The sequence below is a fragment of the Xenorhabdus sp. SGI246 genome, assembly GCF_040838225.1.
GTDB classification, from domain to species: domain Bacteria; phylum Pseudomonadota; class Gammaproteobacteria; order Enterobacterales; family Enterobacteriaceae; genus Xenorhabdus; species Xenorhabdus indica.
Map to the genome: position 1 here is coordinate 13,641 of NZ_JBFPEZ010000030.1, position 18,507 is coordinate 32,147.

An 18,507-nucleotide genomic window follows, 5' to 3' on the forward strand; every position below is an offset into this window, starting at 1 on the left:
CGTAATTAATCCGTTTGTTATGTCGGAAAGCAATGCTGAAAGCGCTATGCAAAGCCAAAAAGGAGGAAAATGAATGACAGCAATAGCCCCAGTAATCACCGTTGACGGGCCAAGTGGTGCAGGTAAGGGAACATTATGTCAGGCACTGGCTGAAGCATTGGATTGGCAATTGCTTGATTCAGGCGCCATTTATCGTGTGCTGGCACTAGCTGCCATCCACCATCAAGTGAATATCCGGTCTGAAGATTCACTGGTTCCTCTGGCTGCAAATCTGGATGTTCGTTTTGTTCCTGCAAATGGCAAGCTCAGAGTGATTCTTGAAGGTGAAGATGTCAGTAATGAAATCCGTACAGAAACTGTAGGTAACACTGCTTCTCAGGCGGCAACATTCCCGCGTGTCCGCGAAGCATTGCTACGTCGGCAACGGGCTTTTCGTGTTGCTCCGGGCTTGATTGCTGATGGTCGTGATATGGGAACGGTCGTCTTTCCTGATGCACCAGTAAAGATTTTTCTTGATGCCAGTGCGGAAGAACGCGCTCGCAGGCGTATGTTGCAGTTGCAGGAAAAAGGTTTTAGTGTTAACTTTGAAAACCTTTTGTCTGAGATACAAGAGCGGGATTTCCGTGACCGCAATCGGGCAGTTGCACCACTAGTGCCTGCACAGAATGCATTGATCTTAAATTCGACTAATATGTCTATTGAAGAAGTGATCGCTAAGGCTCTGAGTTATGTGAGAAATACGTTAACATTACCTGTTTAGATTACTTCTTTTCGCATATTATACTATTGCAACTGCATATCAAGACGATGTATATAGAATTCTGGTATGTGGGTAGTGAAATATACTGGCATACCAAAACACCTTGTAACAAGGAATGTTGCGGGGTATGTAAAACAACCCCATTCGGCCGGATGCTAGATGGACGTTAATTTAAAACCTTGAAGATCATTAAAATGACAGAATCTTTTGCTCAACTCTTTGAAGAATCCCTACAGGCTATCGAAACTCGTCCAGGTGCAATCGTACGTGGCGTTGTCGTTGCTATCGATAAAGACGTTGTATTGGTTGACGCAGGTCTGAAATCAGAATCTGCTATTCCTGTAGAGCAATTCAAAAATGCTCAGGGCGAGCTGGAAATCCAGGTTGGCGATGAAATTGACGTAGCTCTGGATGCGGTAGAAGATGGTTTCGGTGAAACTATCCTGTCCCGTGAAAAAGCGAAACGTCACGAAGCATGGCTGATGCTGGAAAAAGCATACGAAGAAGCTGAAACTGTTACTGGTATTATCAACGGTAAAGTAAAAGGCGGCTTCACTGTAGAACTGAACGGTATCCGTGCGTTCCTGCCAGGTTCACTGGTTGACGTTCGTCCAGTTCGTGATACTGCTCACCTTGAAGGCAAAGAGCTTGAGTTCAAAGTCATCAAGCTGGATCAAAAACGCAATAACGTAGTTGTTTCCCGTCGTGCGGTTATCGAATCTGAAAACAGCGCAGAGCGTGATCAGTTGCTGGAAAACCTGCAAGAAGGCATGGAAGTTAAAGGTATCGTTAAGAACCTGACTGACTACGGTGCATTCGTTGATTTGGGCGGTGTTGATGGCCTGCTGCACATTACTGATATGGCTTGGAAACGTGTTAAACACCCAAGCGAAATCGTCAATGTGGGCGATGAAATCACAGTTAAGGTACTGAAGTTCGATCGTGAGCGTACTCGCGTATCTCTGGGTCTGAAACAATTGGGTGAAGATCCATGGGTAGCAATCGCTAAACGTTATCCAGAAAGTACTAAACTGACTGGTCGCGTAACTAACCTGACTGACTACGGCTGCTTCGTTGAAATCGAAGAAGGCGTTGAAGGTCTGGTACACGTTTCAGAAATGGATTGGACTAACAAAAACATCCACCCATCTAAAGTTGTTAACGTTGGTGATGTTGTGGAAGTTATGGTTCTGGATATCGATGAAGAACGTCGTCGTATCTCCCTGGGTCTGAAACAGTGTAAAGCTAACCCTTGGCAGCAATTTGCTGAAACTCACAACAAAAACGACCGTGTTGAAGGTAAAATCAAGTCAATCACTGATTTTGGTATCTTCATCGGTTTGGACGGCGGTATCGACGGCTTGGTTCACCTGTCTGACATCTCCTGGAACGTTGCAGGTGAAGAAGCAGTTCGTGAATACAAAAAAGGTGACGAAATTGCTGCTGTAGTTCTGCAAGTAGATGCAGAGCGTGAGCGTATCTCTCTGGGCATCAAGCAACTGGCAGAAGATCCATTCAATAACTACCTGTCTGTAAACAAGAAAGGTACTATTGTTAATGGTAAAGTAACTGCAGTTGACGCAAAAGGTGCTACAGTTGAATTAGCTAACGGCGTTGAAGGTTACCTGCGTGCATCAGAAGCTTCTCGTGACCGCGTTGAAGATGCAACTCAAGTTCTGAACGTTGGCGATGAAATCGAAGCCAAATATGTTGGTGTTGACCGCAAAAACCGCGTAATCAACCTGTCTGTTCGTGCGAAAGACGAAGCTGATGAAAAAGATGCTATCGCTTCTGTGAACAAGCAAGAAGATGTGAACTTTGCTAACAACGCAATGGCTGAAGCTTTCAAAGCAGCTAAAGGCGAATAATCTAAGTCAATAACGGCGGGTAATATTTTCAGATACGATAATATTACCCGAATACGGTAGTTTAGGGAGGTACCATGACCAAGTCTGAGTTAATTGAAAGACTTGCTGAGCAACAATCTCATATGCCGGCTAAAGCCGTTGAAGATGCAGTGAAAGAAATGCTTGATCATATGGCAGAAACATTGGCCTCCGGTGAACGTATTGAAGTTCGCGGGTTCGGCAGCTTTTCTCTTCACTACCGAGCTCCGCGTGTGGGTCGTAATCCAAAAACGGGTGATAAAGTCGAACTGGACGGTAAGTACGTTCCTCACTTTAAACCTGGTAAAGAATTACGTGACCGCGTGAATATCTATAGCGACAGCTAAAGATAGAAGTTATTACTTAATTGCTACGGCACCTTCGGGTGCCGTTCTTTTTTTACCATTTTTTTTGATTAAATTTATTTAATTATTGTGATGTATTTCACATTTTTCTGTTAACTCTCTCTTCTTCTGAAATTAATTTGCGAAACACTTTCAGAATAAATTTCAACTGACTGGTGGTAGTACACATTATCAAATAGTCTTCTCTGCGTGAATGGAATTTCAATACAGAGGCATAAATGGATGCAGCAGACTATTTTGTTTCTCTCTACTGCTTTTTTATCTATTTTACGAAAATTATTTTTGAAAATATGTCGAAGGCTATTTTGTCGGGGATCTTTTTGGCAAAAATTTTTACCGATTATCAACTTAAACCAAGCTGCTGCAATTATTATCTTGGGAATAGTTCCACTTTTATTATTTGGTGAATTACCTCAATGGGCAGAACTCCTCGCTTTAGCGGGTGTGGCAATGGTTTTATGGTTTATTCCCTATAAAATAAGTCGTTTTATTTCACTGATATTATGGGTATTGATATGGGGAAGTTGGCATGGTCACAATATCTTGGCTCAAATAATATATTTCAGTGAAACAACGCGTTCAGCAACCATTATAGTTGATAGTGCATCGTTGAATGAAGCAGATAGAGAAGGGAAAACACGTTATAGAGTCAGATTGATTGAAAGTGACGGGAAATATATTTTTCCCGGACTTTATGCGTCAGTATCATGGAATTCTTCAATACCTTTATGTGCAGGCCAGAAATGGCAGGTTACAGTGAAACTCAGGCCTGTTCATGCCCAATTGAATCAAGGGAGTTATGATAGCCAACGATATGCCTTGTCAATTCGTCAACCTCTTAATGGCAAAATCATCAAGGCGAATTTATTGAATGGTAATTGTAATTTCAGACAAAAACTCATCAATGAACTGGCACCTGAAATACAATCTCTAAAACAGGCTGGTATTGCTTTGGCATTACTGTTTGGTGAAAGAGCATGGTTAGATAAACAAACCCGGTTGTTGTTACAACAAACAGGAATTGCGCATTTAATGGCGATTTCAGGGCTACATATTACAATAGCCAGTTTATTTGGTTGGGGTTTTGCCAGAGGAGTCCAGCTTTGTTTCCCTGCAAAATGGATTGGCTTCCGTTTCCCGCTCCTCATGGGATGGTTGACTGCAATGTTATATGGTTGGCTTTCTGGATGGGGGATCCCGGCAATTCGGGCAATGCTGGGGTTGACACTTTGGATATATTTACGATGCAGAAATTATTTTTGTTTTTCATGGCAGTGGGCTTTATGGAGTGCTGCACTGATTTTACTTTTTGATCCACTAGCTATCCTTTCTGATAGCTTTTGGCTTTCGTTTTTTGCAGTAATGGCGTTGCTGTTTTGGTTTCACTGGATGCCGTTGCCTGAAAAAATTCGTTATGGTTGGCGGTGGAGTTGGCTACGTGGATTGCATATGCAATCGGGAATAATGCTAATGTTATTACCGTTGCAGCTTTTGCTCTTTCAAGGAATTAATATTGCTTCATTGATTGCGAATTTATGGGCCGTCCCGATAATCTCTTTTTTGACAGTTCCATTGATCATGTTGGCATTGCTGAGCGCCATATTACCTTTGCACCAACTTATTCAACCATTTTTATGGCAATTAGTTGATTACACTATCTCATTCGCGTTAATACCTCTGCCTGTTCTTACCCATTCATGGATTGAGACAGGGCATATTCCTTTCTTCATTACTTTTGCCTGTTGGTTTTTCGTTATTGCGTGGCGACTTGGTTGGTGGAAATCCTATGCAGGGTTGTTGTGTGCTTCTGTTGGAGTTGCCCTCTGTTATTTTAAACGTGGTGATGAATTCCAATGGCGTTTTTCAATGCTGGATGTTGGGCATGGTCTGTCTGTTATCATTGATAAAGGAGGAAAGGCGGTTCTATTCGATACAGGAAACCGTTGGGAAACAGGAAGTATGGCAGAAAAAGTCATCCAGCCTTATTTGCGTTGGCATCGGTTAACTCCTGAACAGATTATTCTGAGCCATGATCATCTGGATCACACGGGAGGAGTGGAATATCTGCGTGAAAAATATCCAAATATTCAAATTAGAAGTTCTTCTATTGGTCATACTCACTTACCCTGTATTCGTGGTGAAAAATGGGTATGGCAGGAATTAACTTTTCAGGTTATCTGGCCTTTGGAAAAAGCAGAAAATGTGGGTAATAATCAGTCTTGTGTTATCCGTATTGATGATGGTAAACATAGCTTGTTGTTAACGGGGGACTTGGAAAAACAAGGAGAATATCGTTTACTGGGCCTTGAAAGGGAAAACCTTAATGCAACATTCTTACAAGTTCCTCATCATGGGAGTAATACTTCATCTACCGCTGCATTTATACACAGAGTCAAGCCAGAATATGCTTTGGTTTCAGTTGCACGTTATAGTCCCTGGAAGCTCCCCTCAATGAAAGTCAGACAGCGTTATAAACATGCCAAAATTCAATGGTATAGTACTACTTTTTCAGGGCAGATCACCGGTTATATTTATTACGATCACATTAAACTTGAGGGATATAGACAGCAGTTAATATCACGGTGGTATCATCAGTGGTTTGGTATTCGCGGTAATCATGAGTAGAATAAGCCGCTATTTCTTTTGGTTTTGGTAACTCAATAATGAATGATAAAGACCTTTCTACCTGGCAGACCTTTCGCCGCCTGTGGCCGATCATCACACCATTTAAGGTTGGGCTGTTAGTTGCGGCAGTTGCGCTAGTTATAAATGCTGCCGGCGATACATTGATGCTTTCCTTGTTAAAGCCTTTGCTGGATGAGGGGTTTGGCAAGGCAGACATGAGTGTATTGAAGTGGATGCCATTGGTGGTCATTGGATTGATGCTTTTGCGTGGCATATCTGGGTTTGTATCAAGTTATTGTATATCTTGGGTATCCGGCAAAGTCGTCATGCAGATGCGCCGTCGTTTGTTCAATCATATGATGGGCATGCCAGTCTCCTTTTTTGACCAACAATCTACGGGAACATTACTTTCTCGTATTACCTATGATTCAGAACAGGTTGCTTCTTCTTCTTCCGGTGCTTTAGTTACAGTTGTCAGGGAAGGAGCATCAATTATCGGGCTGTTTGTCCTGATGTTCTATTACAGTTGGGAACTGTCCTTAATTCTGATTGTTATTGCTCCGATTGTTGCGGGTGTTATCCGCCTTGTGTCTGTACGTTTTCGCCGTATTAGTAAAAACATGCAAAATAGTATGGGAATGGTGACAACGAGTGCGGAACAAATGCTGAAAGGGCACAAAGAAGTCTTGATCTTCGGTGGTCAGAAAGTTGAAACAGAACGTTTTAATAAAGTCAGTAACCATATGCGTCAGCAAGGAATGAAAATGGTTTCCGCTGATTCCATCTCAGACCCGATCATCCAGATTATCGCTTCATTTGCATTGGCATTTATCCTGTATGCTGCCAGCTTTCCTGAAATTATGGGCGCACTGACAGCGGGTAAGATTACAGTGGTATTCTCATCTATGATCGCTTTAATGCGTCCACTGAAATCTCTGACCAATGTTAATGCACAATTTCAGCGTGGTATGGCTGCTTGTCAGACTTTGTTTGCGATTCTGGATATGGAGCAGGAAAAAGATGAAGGTAAGTTAGAAATTAAAAAAGCGAAAGGCGATATCGAATTCCATGATGTTACTTTCTGCTATCCAACCAAAGATCACCCCGCTCTGAAAAATATTTCCATGACAATCCCGGCAGGCAAGACCATTGCTTTGGTTGGGCGTTCTGGCTCAGGAAAATCAACGATTGCCAATCTTCTTACCCGTTTTTATGACGTCAACGAAGGTGGTATTTTGCTTGATGGTCATGATTTGCGTGAGTATACATTGTCTTCTTTACGTAACCAGATAGCGTTGGTATCGCAAAATGTTCATTTGTTCAATGATACTGTGGCTAACAACATTGCTTATGCCAGTGAAGGTCAGTTCAATCGTGCAGAAATTGAACGTGCGGCAGAGATGGCATATGCAATGGATTTTATCAAAAAATTAGATAATGGCCTTGATACCATGATTGGTGAAAATGGTGTCTTGCTTTCTGGTGGACAACGTCAACGTATTGCCATTGCCCGTGCTTTACTGCGTGATTCTCCGATTTTGATTCTGGACGAAGCTACTTCGGCACTGGATACGGAATCTGAGCGTGCCATTCAGGCAGCATTGGATGAATTACAGAAAAACAGAACGTCACTGGTAATTGCTCACCGTCTTTCTACTATTGAAAATGCTGATGAAATTATTGTCATTGAAGATGGTAATATTATTGAAAGAGGTAGCCATACAACTCTGTTGGAGAAAGAAAGTGCATATGCGCAGTTATATCGGATGCAATTTGGCCAATGATTGAGCGCATTTGGTTTGGCCGTTCAAGGCTCTACATCCTATTATTGCCACTATCAGCCCTTTATGGGCTGATAATCGGTTTGCGCAAGTTAGGCTACAAATCAGGATTGCTTCGTTCCTGGAAAGCCCCTGTTCCTGTGGTTGTGGTAGGTAACTTAACCGCTGGAGGTAATGGTAAAACACCGGTGGTTATCTGGTTAGTTGAGCAATTACAGCAGAAAGGTTACCGGGTTGGTGTTGTCTCTCGCGGTTATGGCGGAAAATCTGGGCATTACCCGTTGCTGGTAACGGGTGAAGTGACTACCGCACAAGCGGGAGATGAGCCGATTTTAATTCAGCGTCGTACTGGTGCGCCAGTGGTAGTTGCTCCAAAACGCGCTGATGCTGTCAAAGAATTATTGGCGCATTTCCCCGTTGATATTGTTATCACTGACGATGGCCTTCAACATTATGCTTTGCAGCGTGATTATGAAGTCGTTGTTATTGATGGAGTTCGCCGTTTTGGTAACGGTTGTTGGTTGCCGGCAGGGCCGATGCGGGAACTTTCAGGCCGCTTAAATAGCGTCAATACCATTATTGTTAATGGAGGAATGCCAGAAACAGGTGAACTGCCCATGACATTAAAAGGTGAAGTTGCAGTCAATCTGCGGACAGGAGAATCCCGAAAAGTCAGTGATATTCCCAATGGTGTGGCGATGGCAGGAATTGGCCATCCACCGCGTTTTTTTGCTACATTGCAGCAACTGGGTGTAAATCTGCAAGCAACTCATACCTTTGCTGACCATCAATTCTATGAGAAAGCACAATTATTGGCTTTAGCTAATAATGATCAGAATTTGTTGATGACAGAAAAAGATGCTGTTAAATGTTCTCAGTTTGCACAGCCTAATTGGTGGTATTTACCGGTTTCTGCCTATTTACCGGAGGAACAAGGGGAAAAAATGCTAGGTGATATTTGTGCCTTGATCCCTGAATAAAACAACAGAGTTAACGGTGAGGCATCGCTTGTGGTATTCTGAGCCGCATTAAACTTCAAGCCCGTCATTTGGGGGATGTATGGATCACCGTTTACTCGAAATCATTGCTTGCCCAGTATGTCACGGTAAGCTCAGTTACGATAAAGAAAATTTTGAACTGATTTGCAAAATTGACCGCCTCGCTTTTCCTTTCCGTGATGGTATTCCTGTGCTGCTGGAACATGAAGCACGTGTTCTGCCAACAAAGGAAAAAAGATAATTCATGTTTACTGTCATTATTCCAGCACGTTTTGCTTCATCTCGTTTACCCGGAAAACCATTGGCCGATATACATGGAAAGCCGATGATTGTGCGGGTTATGGAACGAGTTATCCGTTCTGGTGCCCATCGCGTAATTGTCGCCACAGATAATCAGGCCGTTTTTGATGCAGTTGCCGCTGAAGGTGGTGAAGTCTGCATGACAAGTGAAAATCATCATTCAGGTACAGAACGTTTGGCGGAAGTTATCGACAAATACCAATTTGCCGATGACGAAATTATCGTGAATGTTCAGGGTGATGAACCACTTATTCCCGAACAAATCATCAAACAGGTTGCTGATAATCTGGCAGCAAGTGATGCTGGTATGGCAACACTTGCTGTACAGATCCAGGATGCAGGAGAAGCATTCAATCCCAATGTAGTAAAAGTCGTCATGGATGCGCAAGGTTATGCGCTCTATTTTTCTCGTGCCACGATCCCGTGGGAACGCGATCATTTTATGCACTCCAAAGAGACTATCGGAGATAATTTTCTGCGCCATATCGGGATCTATGCTTACAGAGCCGGATTTATTCGTCGCTATGTACAATGGATGCCAAGCCCATTGGAAAATATCGAAATGCTCGAACAGCTACGGGTACTTTGGTACGGGGAAAAAATTCATGTGGCGAAAGCACTGCAAGCACCGGGTGCTGGTGTGGATACACCGGAAGATCTGGATGCAGCCAGAAAAGCTTTCGCAGCACTTTGAGTATAAGAAATTTTGAATGCGCTGGTTTTTGAATAGTAGATTTTTTTGGAAACCAGCGGAATTCAGAGCACAAGAAACGCAATTAGGCGACTTGAACCGCCTAATTTTAACCACATTGGCCTAGCCCCTTATGCTTGAAACTTTTTATTATGACTTAACTTTCCCTGTTGCGTCATACAAAACAGTATAGTGATATTGCTGGTGCTAGTGGTTTTCTACCGCGAATTTTCTAATTTTTCGCTCTCTTTATCTGTACTGGAAGGCTTGATTGCTTGCCAAATTTTCCCCAGTGTTTCATACCAGGCACGCTCCGTATGGGAAAAATAATAGGAAGATGGAATGTATTTTTCCCATCCATATAATGGAGTTGTGACTGCCAGTTGATTTGCCGGGCCGGGAATAGGGTGCATACCACGTCGTTCGAAAAATTTCAGAGAACGTTTCATATGATTTGCGGAAGTGACAAGAATAAAGGGCTGTTGCATAACGATCTTTTCAACCTCGATCGCTTCTTCCTCTGTATCCAGTGGTTTTTTTAATGTTATCGTGTCTTCTACAGGAACTCCCAAAGATTGTGCTACCATAGCCGCGATTTCTGCACTGCTAATTGGATTAACGCCCTTACCCCCAGTAAAAATCATTTTTGCACCAGAATTAAGACGATATAACCGAATACCTTCGGTTACTCTGGGCAAGCTATTACTAATAAGATTGGCACTGGGTGCCCATTCCGGGTTATAAGTGAAGCCGCCACCAAGAACGACAATGTATTTTACCGATGGTGTATGTTTGGTATCAGGTTTGTAGCGTTGGATATATTTCCCTTCAACAGGAAGTAACAATTTGTCAGCAACGGGTTGTGAGCTTAATAAAAGTAGCATAAGCCAGCTCAGTGATAAAATAACTTTCCCCGTTTTTTGCCAGCGGGTAAACCACAACAAGAGCAAAGCAGCCAGAGAGATAAGAATAATTAAAGGTAGCGGCATTAATAGTGCACCAACGTATTTTTTAAGCAGGAATAACATCAATTGACCTATGGTTTGATTGAATTATCACCGCACAGGGGTAGATTCAGGGCTAAAAGTAGTGAATTTACTGATTACTGTGCCAAAATAACAATAGTAAAAAATAGCAATAGACAGCATAAATATTCAATAGATACATCAAACTTAGTTGATAAGTGAGGCAGTTTTTCATGCGGGATCGCAATTTCGATGATATTGCAGACAAATTTTCGCGTAATATTTACGGCACAACCAAAGGTAAAATCAGACAGGCCGTTGTCTGGCAGGATATCAAAGAATTGCTGAACCATTTACCTCAACAACCACTGCGTATTTTGGATGCAGGAGGTGGTGAAGGAAATATGGCTTGCCAATTAGCTGAATTAGGCCATCAAGTAATATTATGTGACCTCTCTGAAGAAATGATCCAACGGGCAAAAAGTAATGCAGAAGAACGTGGCGTTCTTCATCAGATGCAATTTATCCAGAGTCCGGTACAGGAAATTCACCGATATATTGAACAGCCCGTTGATTTAATTCTGTTCCATGCGGTATTGGAATGGATCACCGATCAAAAAGATGCGATAGAAATATTGGGAGATATAATCACGCCCGGTGGTGCGCTCTCATTAATGTTTTATAATGCTAATGGGTTAGTTATGCGCAATGCCATTTTGGGTAATTTTCATTTGGCGACGCCGAATATTCAGCGTCGCCGTAAACGTTCTCTATCGCCACAGAATCCATTAGTGCCCGAACAGGTATATCAATGGCTCGTTGAACTCAATATGGAAATAACCGGAAAAACAGGAGTCAGGGTTTTTCACGACTACCTGCAAAGTCGCCAATTACAAGATACAGATTTTCCAGCGTTGCTAGAACTTGAACAACGTTATTGCAGACAAGAGCCCTATATCAGCCTTGGACGCTACATTCATGTGATAGCACGCAAGCCTACCTTAAAGAGCGAATTATGAGTGAATATTCCCAGACTGTTCCTGAACTTGTGTCCTGGGCCAGAAAGAATGATTTTTCCATTTCGTTGCCACCAGAGCGGTTGGCTTTTTTGATGGCAATTGCTGTATTGAATAGTGAACGTCTTGATGGCGAAATGAGTGAAGGAGAGCTGGTTGATGCTTTCCGGGAAGTTTGTAAAGGTTTTGAACAAACTGCGGAATCTGTTGCTGTCAGGGCGAACAACGCCATTAACGATATGGTACGTCAAAAGCTGCTTAGCCGTTTTACCAGTGAATTAGCAGAGGGTAGTGCTATCTATCGCCTGACTCCATTAGGGATTGGCATTAGTGATTATTATATTCGCCAGCGTGAATTCTCTACATTGCGTCTTTCTATGCAGCTTTCTATCGTTGCCAGTGAACTGCATCGTGCGGCTGAGGCTGCTGAAGAAAGTGGTGATGAATTTCATTGGCATCGCAATGTGTTTGCGCCACTTAAATATTCAGTAGCTGAAATATTTGACAGTATTGATATGTCACAGCGCATTATGGATGAGCAACAAAACAGCGTAAAAGCAGATATTGCGGCGTTGCTTAATCAGGATTGGCAGGCAGCTATCGCCAACTGTGAGCAGCTACTGTCTGAAACCTCTGGAACTCTGAGAGAGCTTCAGGACACCCTGGAGGCAGCCGGTGATAAACTACAGGCTAATCTACTGCGGATCCAAGATGCCAATATGGTAAATGAAGGATCTGAGCTGGTTGATAAATTGGTTTTTGATCTGCAAAACAAACTCGACCGTATTATTAGTTGGGGGCAGCAGGCTATTGATCTTTGGATCGGTTACGACCGCCATGTTCACAAATTTATTCGAACGGCCATTGACATGGATAAAAACCGCATTTTTGCTCAGCGTCTTCGCCAATCTATCCAACACTATTTTGATAACCCGTGGGTGCTGACTGTCGCGAATGCAGAGCGTTTGTTGGATATGCGTGATGAAGAGCTGACATTGCGTAATGAAGAAGTCATGGGTGAATTACCACCAGAAATGGAATACGAAGAGTTTAGTGAAATCAACGAGCAACTGGCGGAGATGGTAGAACAGGCGTTGGCAATTTACCAACAGGCCAAACTTCCGTTGGATTTAGGTGCAGTATTGCGTGACTACCTTGCTCAGCATCCCCGCAAGCGTCATTTTGATGTGGCACGTATTCTGGTGGATCAGGCAATACGGTTGGGCGTTGCAGAAGCGGATTTCTCTGGGTTACCAGCGGAATGGTTAGCGATTAATGATTACGGAGCCAAGGTGCAGGCACATGTCATCGACACATATTGAACAATTTATGCCAGTTAAACTGGCTCAGGCATTATCCAACACACTTTTTCCAGAATTAGACAGCCAGCTTCGTTCGGGGCGTCATATTGGAATGGATGATCTTGATAATCATGCTTTTTTAATGGATTTTCAGGAAGAGTTGGAAACTTTTTACTCACGTTATAACGTCGAGTTAATTCGCGCACCAGAAGGTTTTTTCTATTTACGCCCGCGTTCAAATACGCTGATTTCCCGCTCTGTTTTGTCTGAGTTGGATATGATGGTGGGTAAGATCCTGTGCTATCTCTATCTCAGCCCGGAGCGTTTATCCAATCAGGGTATATTTACTTATCAGGAACTTTATGAAGAACTGTTGTCATTGGCAGATGAAAACAAGCTGATGAAATTGGTGAACCAACGTTCAATCGGCTCTGATTTGGATAAACAAAAACTACAGGAAAAAGTACGTACTTCCTTAAACCGTTTGCGTCGTTTGGGAATGGTCTGTTTCCTGCAAAATGACAGTAATAAATTTACGATCGCCGAAGCTGTATTTCGTTTCGGTGCAGATGTACGTAGCGGTGATGATCCACGTGAAGCCCAGTTACGGATGATCCGTGATGGAGAGGCGATGTCGGTGGAAAGTAGCTTATCGCGAGAAGGTAATCAACACGAAGAAGCATCGGTGCATTCAGCAGAAGGTACGGAGGATGAGCAGTCATGATTGAACGCGGTAAATTTCGCTCACTGACACTTGTTAACTGGAACGGCTTTTTTGCCAGAACCTTTGATCTTGATGAACTGGTAACCACGTTATCCGGGGGTAATGGTGCGGGTAAGTCCACGACGATGGCAGCGTTTGTCACGGCTTTGATCCCTGACTTGACGCTACTGCATTTCCGTAATACCACGGAGGCAGGAGCAACAAGTGGTTCCCGTGATAAAGGCCTGCACGGAAAACTGCGTGCAGGAGTCTGTTATTCTACACTGGATGTTGTTAATTCCCGTCATCAGCGGATCATTGCTGGTGTACGTTTGCAGCAGGTTGCCGGACGAGACCGGAAAGTTGATATCAAGCCCTTTATGATCCAGGGCGTCCCTGCATCAGTTCAGCCGACGCAGTTATTAACCGAAAACATCAGCGAACGTCAGGCGCGGGTTCTGCCATTAAATGAACTGAAAGAGCGTCTTGATGAGATGGATGGCGTCCAGTTCAAACAGTTTAACTCCATCACTGACTACCATGCCTTGATGTTTGATTTAGGTGTGATCCCGAAACGTCTACGTTCTGCCAGTGATCGCAGCAAGTTTTACCGTCTGATTGAAGCATCGCTGTATGGTGGGATTTCTAGTGCCATTACCCGTTCATTGCGTGATTACTTATTGCCAGAAAATAGTGGCGTCAGAAAAGCATTTCAGGATATGGAAGCCGCTCTGCGTGAAAACCGTATTACGCTGGAAGCTATTCGTGTCACTCAATCTGACCGCGATTTGTTTAAGCATCTTATCACTGAAGCGACGGCGTATGTTTCGGCTGATTACATGCGTCATGCTAACGAGCGCCGCATCCATTTAGATGAAGCGCTGGCTTTACGCAGTGAATTGTTTGCCGGCCGTCGTCAGCTAGTGACGCAACAGTATCGCCATGTTGATATGGCACGGGAACTTGCTGAACAGAGTGACGCATCTTCTGATTTGGAGATGGATTATCAGGCCGCCAGTGATCACCTGAATCTGGTTCAAACAGCCATGCGCCAGCAGGAGAAAATTGACCGTTACCAGGCGGATGTTGAAGAGCTGACTTATCGACTGGAAGAACAAACTGAAGTTGTTGAAGAAGCGAGGGAATTGCAAGCCGAATATGAGGCGGTTTCTGAGGCGGCTGAACAGGAAGTTGACGAATTGAAAAGCCAGCTTGCTGATTATCAGCAGGCATTAGATGTCCAACAAACCCGTGCAATTCAATACCAGCAGGCATTGCAAGCGTTGGAACGTGCCCGTGAGTTTTGCCAGCTTCCTGAATTATCGATAGAAAATGCAGAAGAATGGCAAGAAACCTATCAGGCTAAAGAGCAGCAGGCAACAGAAACCCTGTTGTCATTGGAACAAAAGCTGAGTGTGGCCGATGCCGCTCATAGCCAGTTTGAGCAAGCTTATCAGCTAGTAAAAAGTATTGTTGGTGAAGTCAGCCGTAGCGAAGCATGGCAAAGTGCTCGCGAAGTACTGCGTGAATGGCCATCTCAGCGTCATTTGGCTGATCGCATTCAACCATTGCGTATTCAACTGGCTGAATTGGAACAACGGTTGAATAGCCAGCAAAATGCAGAGCGTTTGCTGGAAGAATTCTGCAAACGCCATCACCAGCAATATCAGGCGGAAGATCTGGAAGCATTGCAGGGTGAATTAGAAGCTCAACTGGAAGAATTAAGCCAGAGTGCGCATAAAAGTGGTGAGCGCCATATGCAGATGCGCCAAGAACTTGAGCAACTCAAGCAGAAAATTCAAGAATTGACATCACGTGCCCCTGTTTGGCTGGCTGCGCAGGAAATGCTGAACCAACTTAGTGAGCAGAGTGGTGAAACGTTCGAAAGTGGCAATGATGTTACGGAATATATGCAACAGTTGCTGGAACAAGAGCGTGAAATCACTGTTGAACGTGACGATGTGGCGGCACAGAAACGTGAATTTGAAAAACAGATCGAACGCCTGAGCCAGCCGAGTGGCGCAGAAGATAACCGATTGTTGGTACTGGCGGAGCGTTTTGGTGGAGTTCTTCTCTCAGAGATTTACGATGACATTACCATTGACGATGCACCTTATTTCTCTGCGCTCTATGGCCCTGCTCGTCATGCGATTGTTGTACCTGATCTCTCTTTGGTACGTCCACATCTGGAAGCATTGGAAGATTGCCCGGAAGATCTCTATCTGATTGAGGGAGATCCACAATCATTCGATGACAGCGTATTCCATTTTGAAGAGCAGGAAAATGCAGTTCTGGTGAAATCCTCCGATCGCCAGTGGCGCTATTCCCGTTATCCTGAAGTACCACTTTTTGGGCGGGCGGCAAGGGAAAACCGTCTGGAAGCTCTTAGCCTGGAGCGTGATACGCTGGCAGAGCGTTACGCAACGCTCTCATTTGATGTACAGAAAATCCAACGCGCGCATCAGGCTTTCAGTCGTTTTGTTGGTAAACACTTATCCGTAGTGTTTGATAACGATCCGGAAGTTGAAATTCGTAGCCTAAACCAACGCCGTGCAGAGCTGGAACGAGAATTGTCACTATTTGAGACTCAGACTCAGCAACATCAACAAAAACAGTCTCAGGTAAAAGAGAGTTTGTCTGTACTGAATCGGTTGATTCCGCAAGTCACGATTTTGTTGGATGAAACACTGATTGATCGTGTAGAAACCGTGCGCGAAGAAATGATTGAAGCACAAGATGCAGTTCGTTTTTTACAACAGTATGGTAGTGCATTGAGTAAACTTGAGCCATTGGTTTCCGTTTTACAAAGTGATCCTCAACAACATGAACAGTTACAGCGGGATTATGAAACAGCTAAGCATAGTCAAATTAAAGCTAAACAACAGGCTTTTGCTCTGACTGAAGTAGTACAACGTCGTGCGCATTTCAGTTACAGCGACTCGGCGGGAATGCTCAGTGAAAATAGTGACCTGAATGACAAACTGCGTCAGCGTCTTGAACATGCGGAATCTGATCGCCGCCGTGCCCGTGAACAATTGCGCCAGCAGCAATCGCAATGTGCTCAGTTTAGTCAGGTATTGGCCTCATTGAAGAGTTCTTATGACACCAAACGGGATATGTTGCAGGAACTTGAGCAAGAGATGAAAGAGATTGGTGTTCAGGCTGATGCCGATGCAGAAAATCGTGCTCGTGAACGTCGTGATCAGCTCCATACTGCCGTGCAAACTAATCGTTCCCGAATTAATCAGCTTGAGAAACAAATTGCATTCTGTGAGGCCGAAATAGAAAACCTCCACAAAAAGCTGCGTAAATCTGAGCGTGATTATTACCTGAAACGGGAGCAGGTGGTTTCTTCTAAAGCAGGCTGGTGTGCTGTGATGCGGATGGTAAAAGACAATGGCGTTGAACGTCGTCTCCATCGTCGTGAACTGGCTTATATGGATGGTGATGCGTTACGTTCAATGTCAGACAAAGCGTTGGGAGCATTGCGTCTTGCGGTAGCGGATAATGAGCATTTGCGTGATGCATTACGATTATCTGAAGATCCGAAACGTCCCGAACGTAAGATTCAGTTCTTTGTCGCTGTGTATCAACATCTGCGTGAGAGGATTCGTCAGGATATTATTCGTACCGATGATCCAGTTGATGCCATTGAACAAATGGAAATTGAACTGGGTCGCTTAACGGAGGAATTGACAGCACGCGAGCAAAAATTGGCCATTAGCTCAAAAAGTGTAGCTAATATCATTCGTAAAACCATTCAGCGTGAGCAGAACCGTATTCGTATGCTGAACCAGGGGTTGCAAACTGTTGCATTCGGTCAGGTAGGTGGTGTGCGCCTGAATGTGAATGTACGTGAAAGCCACTCTGTTTTGCTGGACGTACTTTCTCAGCAGCAGGAGCAGCACCAGGATCTGTTTAATAGCCAGCGTCTGACTTTCTCGGAAGCAATGGCCAAACTTTATCAGCGCTTGAATCCGCAAATCGATATGGGGCAGCGTTTACCTCAAACGATAGGTGAAGAATTACTGGACTATCGTAATTACCTTGAATTAGAAGTCGAGGTAAACCGTGGTTCGGACGGTTGGCTGAAAGCGGAAAGTGGGGCACTTTCCACAGGTGAAGCGATTGGTACGGGGATGTCAATTCTGGTGATGGTTGTACAGAGTTGGGAAGAGGAATCCCGTCGTCTGCGGGGCAAAGATATCTCTCCATGTCGTTTACTGTTCCTGGATGAAGCGGCCCGTTTGGATGCAAAGTCAATTGCAACACTGTTTGAATTATGTGAACGTTTACATATGCAGTTAATTATCGCAGCACCAGAGAATATCAGCCCAGAGAGAGGGACAACCTATAAACTGGTACGTAAAATCTTCAATAACCAGGAACATGTGCATGTTGTTGGGTTGCGAGGTTTTGGACAGGAAGTACCTGCTATCGAACAGCGGCAAGAGCAAGCTCAAGTGATATTTTAAAGATAATTTCTTTTAAACTAATGGATTAAAGCCGTCATTCAATCAAATGACGGCTTTAAATTTATAAATATAATAATAACATTTTGAAATATGTACATGGAATCTCATTTTATTGAAATAGGCGTGTTTATCATTCTATGCGTTGTGACCAGGATGGCAGAAGGAAAAACGATGCGTAAAGTGATGTTGACATTTAGTGCAATTGCGCTTGCTGTTGGTTTTCTTGCTGATAAAATGAACCTTATTATTTTTTCTGGTGATGATCCTGGTAAGAATAATAAAATTAGCTGGATGAGAGAGCATCTAATTCTTCTTATCAACCTTTACCTAAAGCAGGAAAATTTGGAGAAGAGGTGGTGATTAACTCAGAATATGAATATGAAAATTTATTATGTTTATTTCTTATTAATGGCACTTTAAGTGCCTTTTCTTTTTTAGGATTAACATAATCTAAATTATTATAGTGAAAATTTTCTTTTGACTCATGTAATTGTATATAATTGAAAAGCTTTCTGTCTTAATAAGTAATTATGTATATAATTACTATTATTTTCTTTTGATAAAATAGCTCTGCCGATAATTAGAATAAGTCATTGGATAGCCAGATATCCCCAGTAAATCTCATGTACAGTGCTAAGGCT

Annotated in this window: 13 protein-coding genes and 1 pseudogene; 13 read left to right on the forward strand and 1 reads right to left on the reverse strand. The window is 43.4% G+C overall.

All coding sequences use genetic code 11. The annotated features are described in order from the left end of the window. Positions 1-73: 73 nt before the first annotated feature. The 8 genes from cmk to kdsB all read left to right on the forward strand — a co-directional run bounded on the left by cmk (position 74) and on the right by kdsB (position 9,409). On the forward strand, positions 74-760 hold the full coding sequence (gene cmk, locus ABLA85_RS07590) for a (d)CMP kinase (protein ID WP_367962799.1): 687 nt from the start codon (positions 74-76) through the stop codon (positions 758-760). 194 nt (positions 761-954) lie between these two features. Continuing rightward, a complete protein-coding gene (rpsA, locus tag ABLA85_RS07595; protein ID WP_047678930.1) occupies positions 955-2,628 on the forward strand; it encodes a 30S ribosomal protein S1 in 1,674 nt (557 codons plus the stop codon). Positions 2,629-2,702: 74 nt separating this feature from the next. Then, positions 2,703-2,993 carry an integration host factor subunit beta gene (ihfB, locus tag ABLA85_RS07600; protein ID WP_086953639.1) on the forward strand — a complete coding sequence of 97 codons (291 nt, stop codon included), beginning with the start codon at positions 2,703-2,705 and terminating at the stop codon, positions 2,991-2,993. Positions 2,994-3,233: 240 nt separating this feature from the next. Continuing rightward, complete coding sequence (locus tag ABLA85_RS07605; RefSeq protein WP_367962800.1) at positions 3,234-5,636, forward strand: ComEC family protein; 2,403 nt, start codon at positions 3,234-3,236, stop codon at positions 5,634-5,636. A gap of 35 nt (positions 5,637-5,671) precedes the next feature. Continuing rightward, entirely contained in the window at positions 5,672-7,420 is a 1,749-nt protein-coding gene (msbA, locus tag ABLA85_RS07610) for a lipid A ABC transporter ATP-binding protein/permease MsbA (RefSeq protein WP_367962855.1), read from the forward strand. Next, positions 7,417-8,397 carry a tetraacyldisaccharide 4'-kinase gene (gene lpxK / locus ABLA85_RS07615; RefSeq protein ID WP_367962801.1) on the forward strand — a complete coding sequence of 327 codons (981 nt, stop codon included), beginning with the start codon at positions 7,417-7,419 and terminating at the stop codon, positions 8,395-8,397. Before msbA ends, lpxK begins: the two co-directional genes overlap by 4 nt. 79 nt (positions 8,398-8,476) lie before the next feature. Further along, complete coding sequence (locus tag ABLA85_RS07620) at positions 8,477-8,656, forward strand: Trm112 family protein (RefSeq protein ID WP_367962803.1); 180 nt, start codon at positions 8,477-8,479, stop codon at positions 8,654-8,656. A 3-nt stretch (positions 8,657-8,659) separates the two neighbouring features. Continuing rightward, the gene (gene kdsB / locus ABLA85_RS07625) at positions 8,660-9,409 is read left to right on the forward strand and encodes a 3-deoxy-manno-octulosonate cytidylyltransferase (protein WP_367962804.1); all 750 of its coding nucleotides are present in this window, start codon (positions 8,660-8,662) and stop codon (positions 9,407-9,409) included. A 215-nt stretch (positions 9,410-9,624) separates the two neighbouring features. Here kdsB and elyC read toward each other — a convergent pair whose 3' ends face one another. Beyond that, positions 9,625-10,434 carry an envelope biogenesis factor ElyC gene (gene elyC, locus ABLA85_RS07630; protein WP_367962806.1) on the reverse strand — a complete coding sequence of 270 codons (810 nt, stop codon included), beginning with the start codon at positions 10,432-10,434 and terminating at the stop codon, positions 9,625-9,627. Between the two features lie 170 nt (positions 10,435-10,604). On the opposite strand from elyC, the gene cmoM reads away from it, so the two are divergent. The 5 genes and pseudogenes from cmoM to aphA form a co-directional block, all read left to right on the forward strand. Continuing rightward, positions 10,605-11,390 (forward strand): tRNA uridine 5-oxyacetic acid(34) methyltransferase CmoM, encoded by a 786-nt coding sequence (gene cmoM, locus ABLA85_RS07635; protein ID WP_367962808.1) that lies wholly within the window; start codon positions 10,605-10,607, stop codon positions 11,388-11,390. Further along, on the forward strand, positions 11,387-12,709 hold the full coding sequence (mukF, locus tag ABLA85_RS07640) for a chromosome partition protein MukF (protein WP_367962809.1): 1,323 nt from the start codon (positions 11,387-11,389) through the stop codon (positions 12,707-12,709). Before cmoM ends, mukF begins: the two co-directional genes overlap by 4 nt. After that, positions 12,690-13,412, forward strand: a complete 723-nt coding sequence (gene mukE / locus ABLA85_RS07645; protein WP_367962811.1) for a chromosome partition protein MukE — start codon at positions 12,690-12,692, stop codon at positions 13,410-13,412. Before mukF ends, mukE begins: the two co-directional genes overlap by 20 nt. Next, a complete protein-coding gene (gene mukB / locus ABLA85_RS07650) occupies positions 13,409-17,866 on the forward strand; it encodes a chromosome partition protein MukB (protein WP_367962813.1) in 4,458 nt (1,485 codons plus the stop codon). Before mukE ends, mukB begins: the two co-directional genes overlap by 4 nt. Positions 17,867-18,091: 225 nt before the next feature. Next, positions 18,092-18,240, forward strand: a pseudogene (aphA, locus tag ABLA85_RS07655) (acid phosphatase AphA); the annotation flags it as partial. Positions 18,241-18,507 lie beyond the last annotated feature (267 nt).

Excerpts from the sequence above, each read along its gene's own strand:
- cmoM (WP_367962808.1), top strand. The coding sequence starts at position 10,605 with ATGCGGGATCGCAATTTCGATGATATTGCAGACAAATTTTCGCGTAAT.
- ihfB (WP_086953639.1), top strand. The coding sequence starts at position 2,703 with ATGACCAAGTCTGAGTTAATTGAAAGACTTGCTGAGCAACAATCTCAT.
- lpxK (WP_367962801.1), top strand. The coding sequence starts at position 7,417 with ATGATTGAGCGCATTTGGTTTGGCCGTTCAAGGCTCTACATCCTATTA.
- mukB (WP_367962813.1), top strand. The coding sequence starts at position 13,409 with ATGATTGAACGCGGTAAATTTCGCTCACTGACACTTGTTAACTGGAAC.
- elyC (WP_367962806.1), bottom strand. The coding sequence starts at position 10,434 with ATGTTATTCCTGCTTAAAAAATACGTTGGTGCACTATTAATGCCGCTA.
- rpsA (WP_047678930.1), top strand. The coding sequence starts at position 955 with ATGACAGAATCTTTTGCTCAACTCTTTGAAGAATCCCTACAGGCTATC.
- ABLA85_RS07620 (WP_367962803.1), top strand. The coding sequence starts at position 8,477 with ATGGATCACCGTTTACTCGAAATCATTGCTTGCCCAGTATGTCACGGT.
- mukE (WP_367962811.1), top strand. The coding sequence starts at position 12,690 with ATGTCATCGACACATATTGAACAATTTATGCCAGTTAAACTGGCTCAG.
- kdsB (WP_367962804.1), top strand. The coding sequence starts at position 8,660 with ATGTTTACTGTCATTATTCCAGCACGTTTTGCTTCATCTCGTTTACCC.
- ABLA85_RS07605 (WP_367962800.1), top strand. The coding sequence starts at position 3,234 with ATGCAGCAGACTATTTTGTTTCTCTCTACTGCTTTTTTATCTATTTTA.
- cmk (WP_367962799.1), top strand. The coding sequence starts at position 74 with ATGACAGCAATAGCCCCAGTAATCACCGTTGACGGGCCAAGTGGTGCA.
- mukF (WP_367962809.1), top strand. The coding sequence starts at position 11,387 with ATGAGTGAATATTCCCAGACTGTTCCTGAACTTGTGTCCTGGGCCAGA.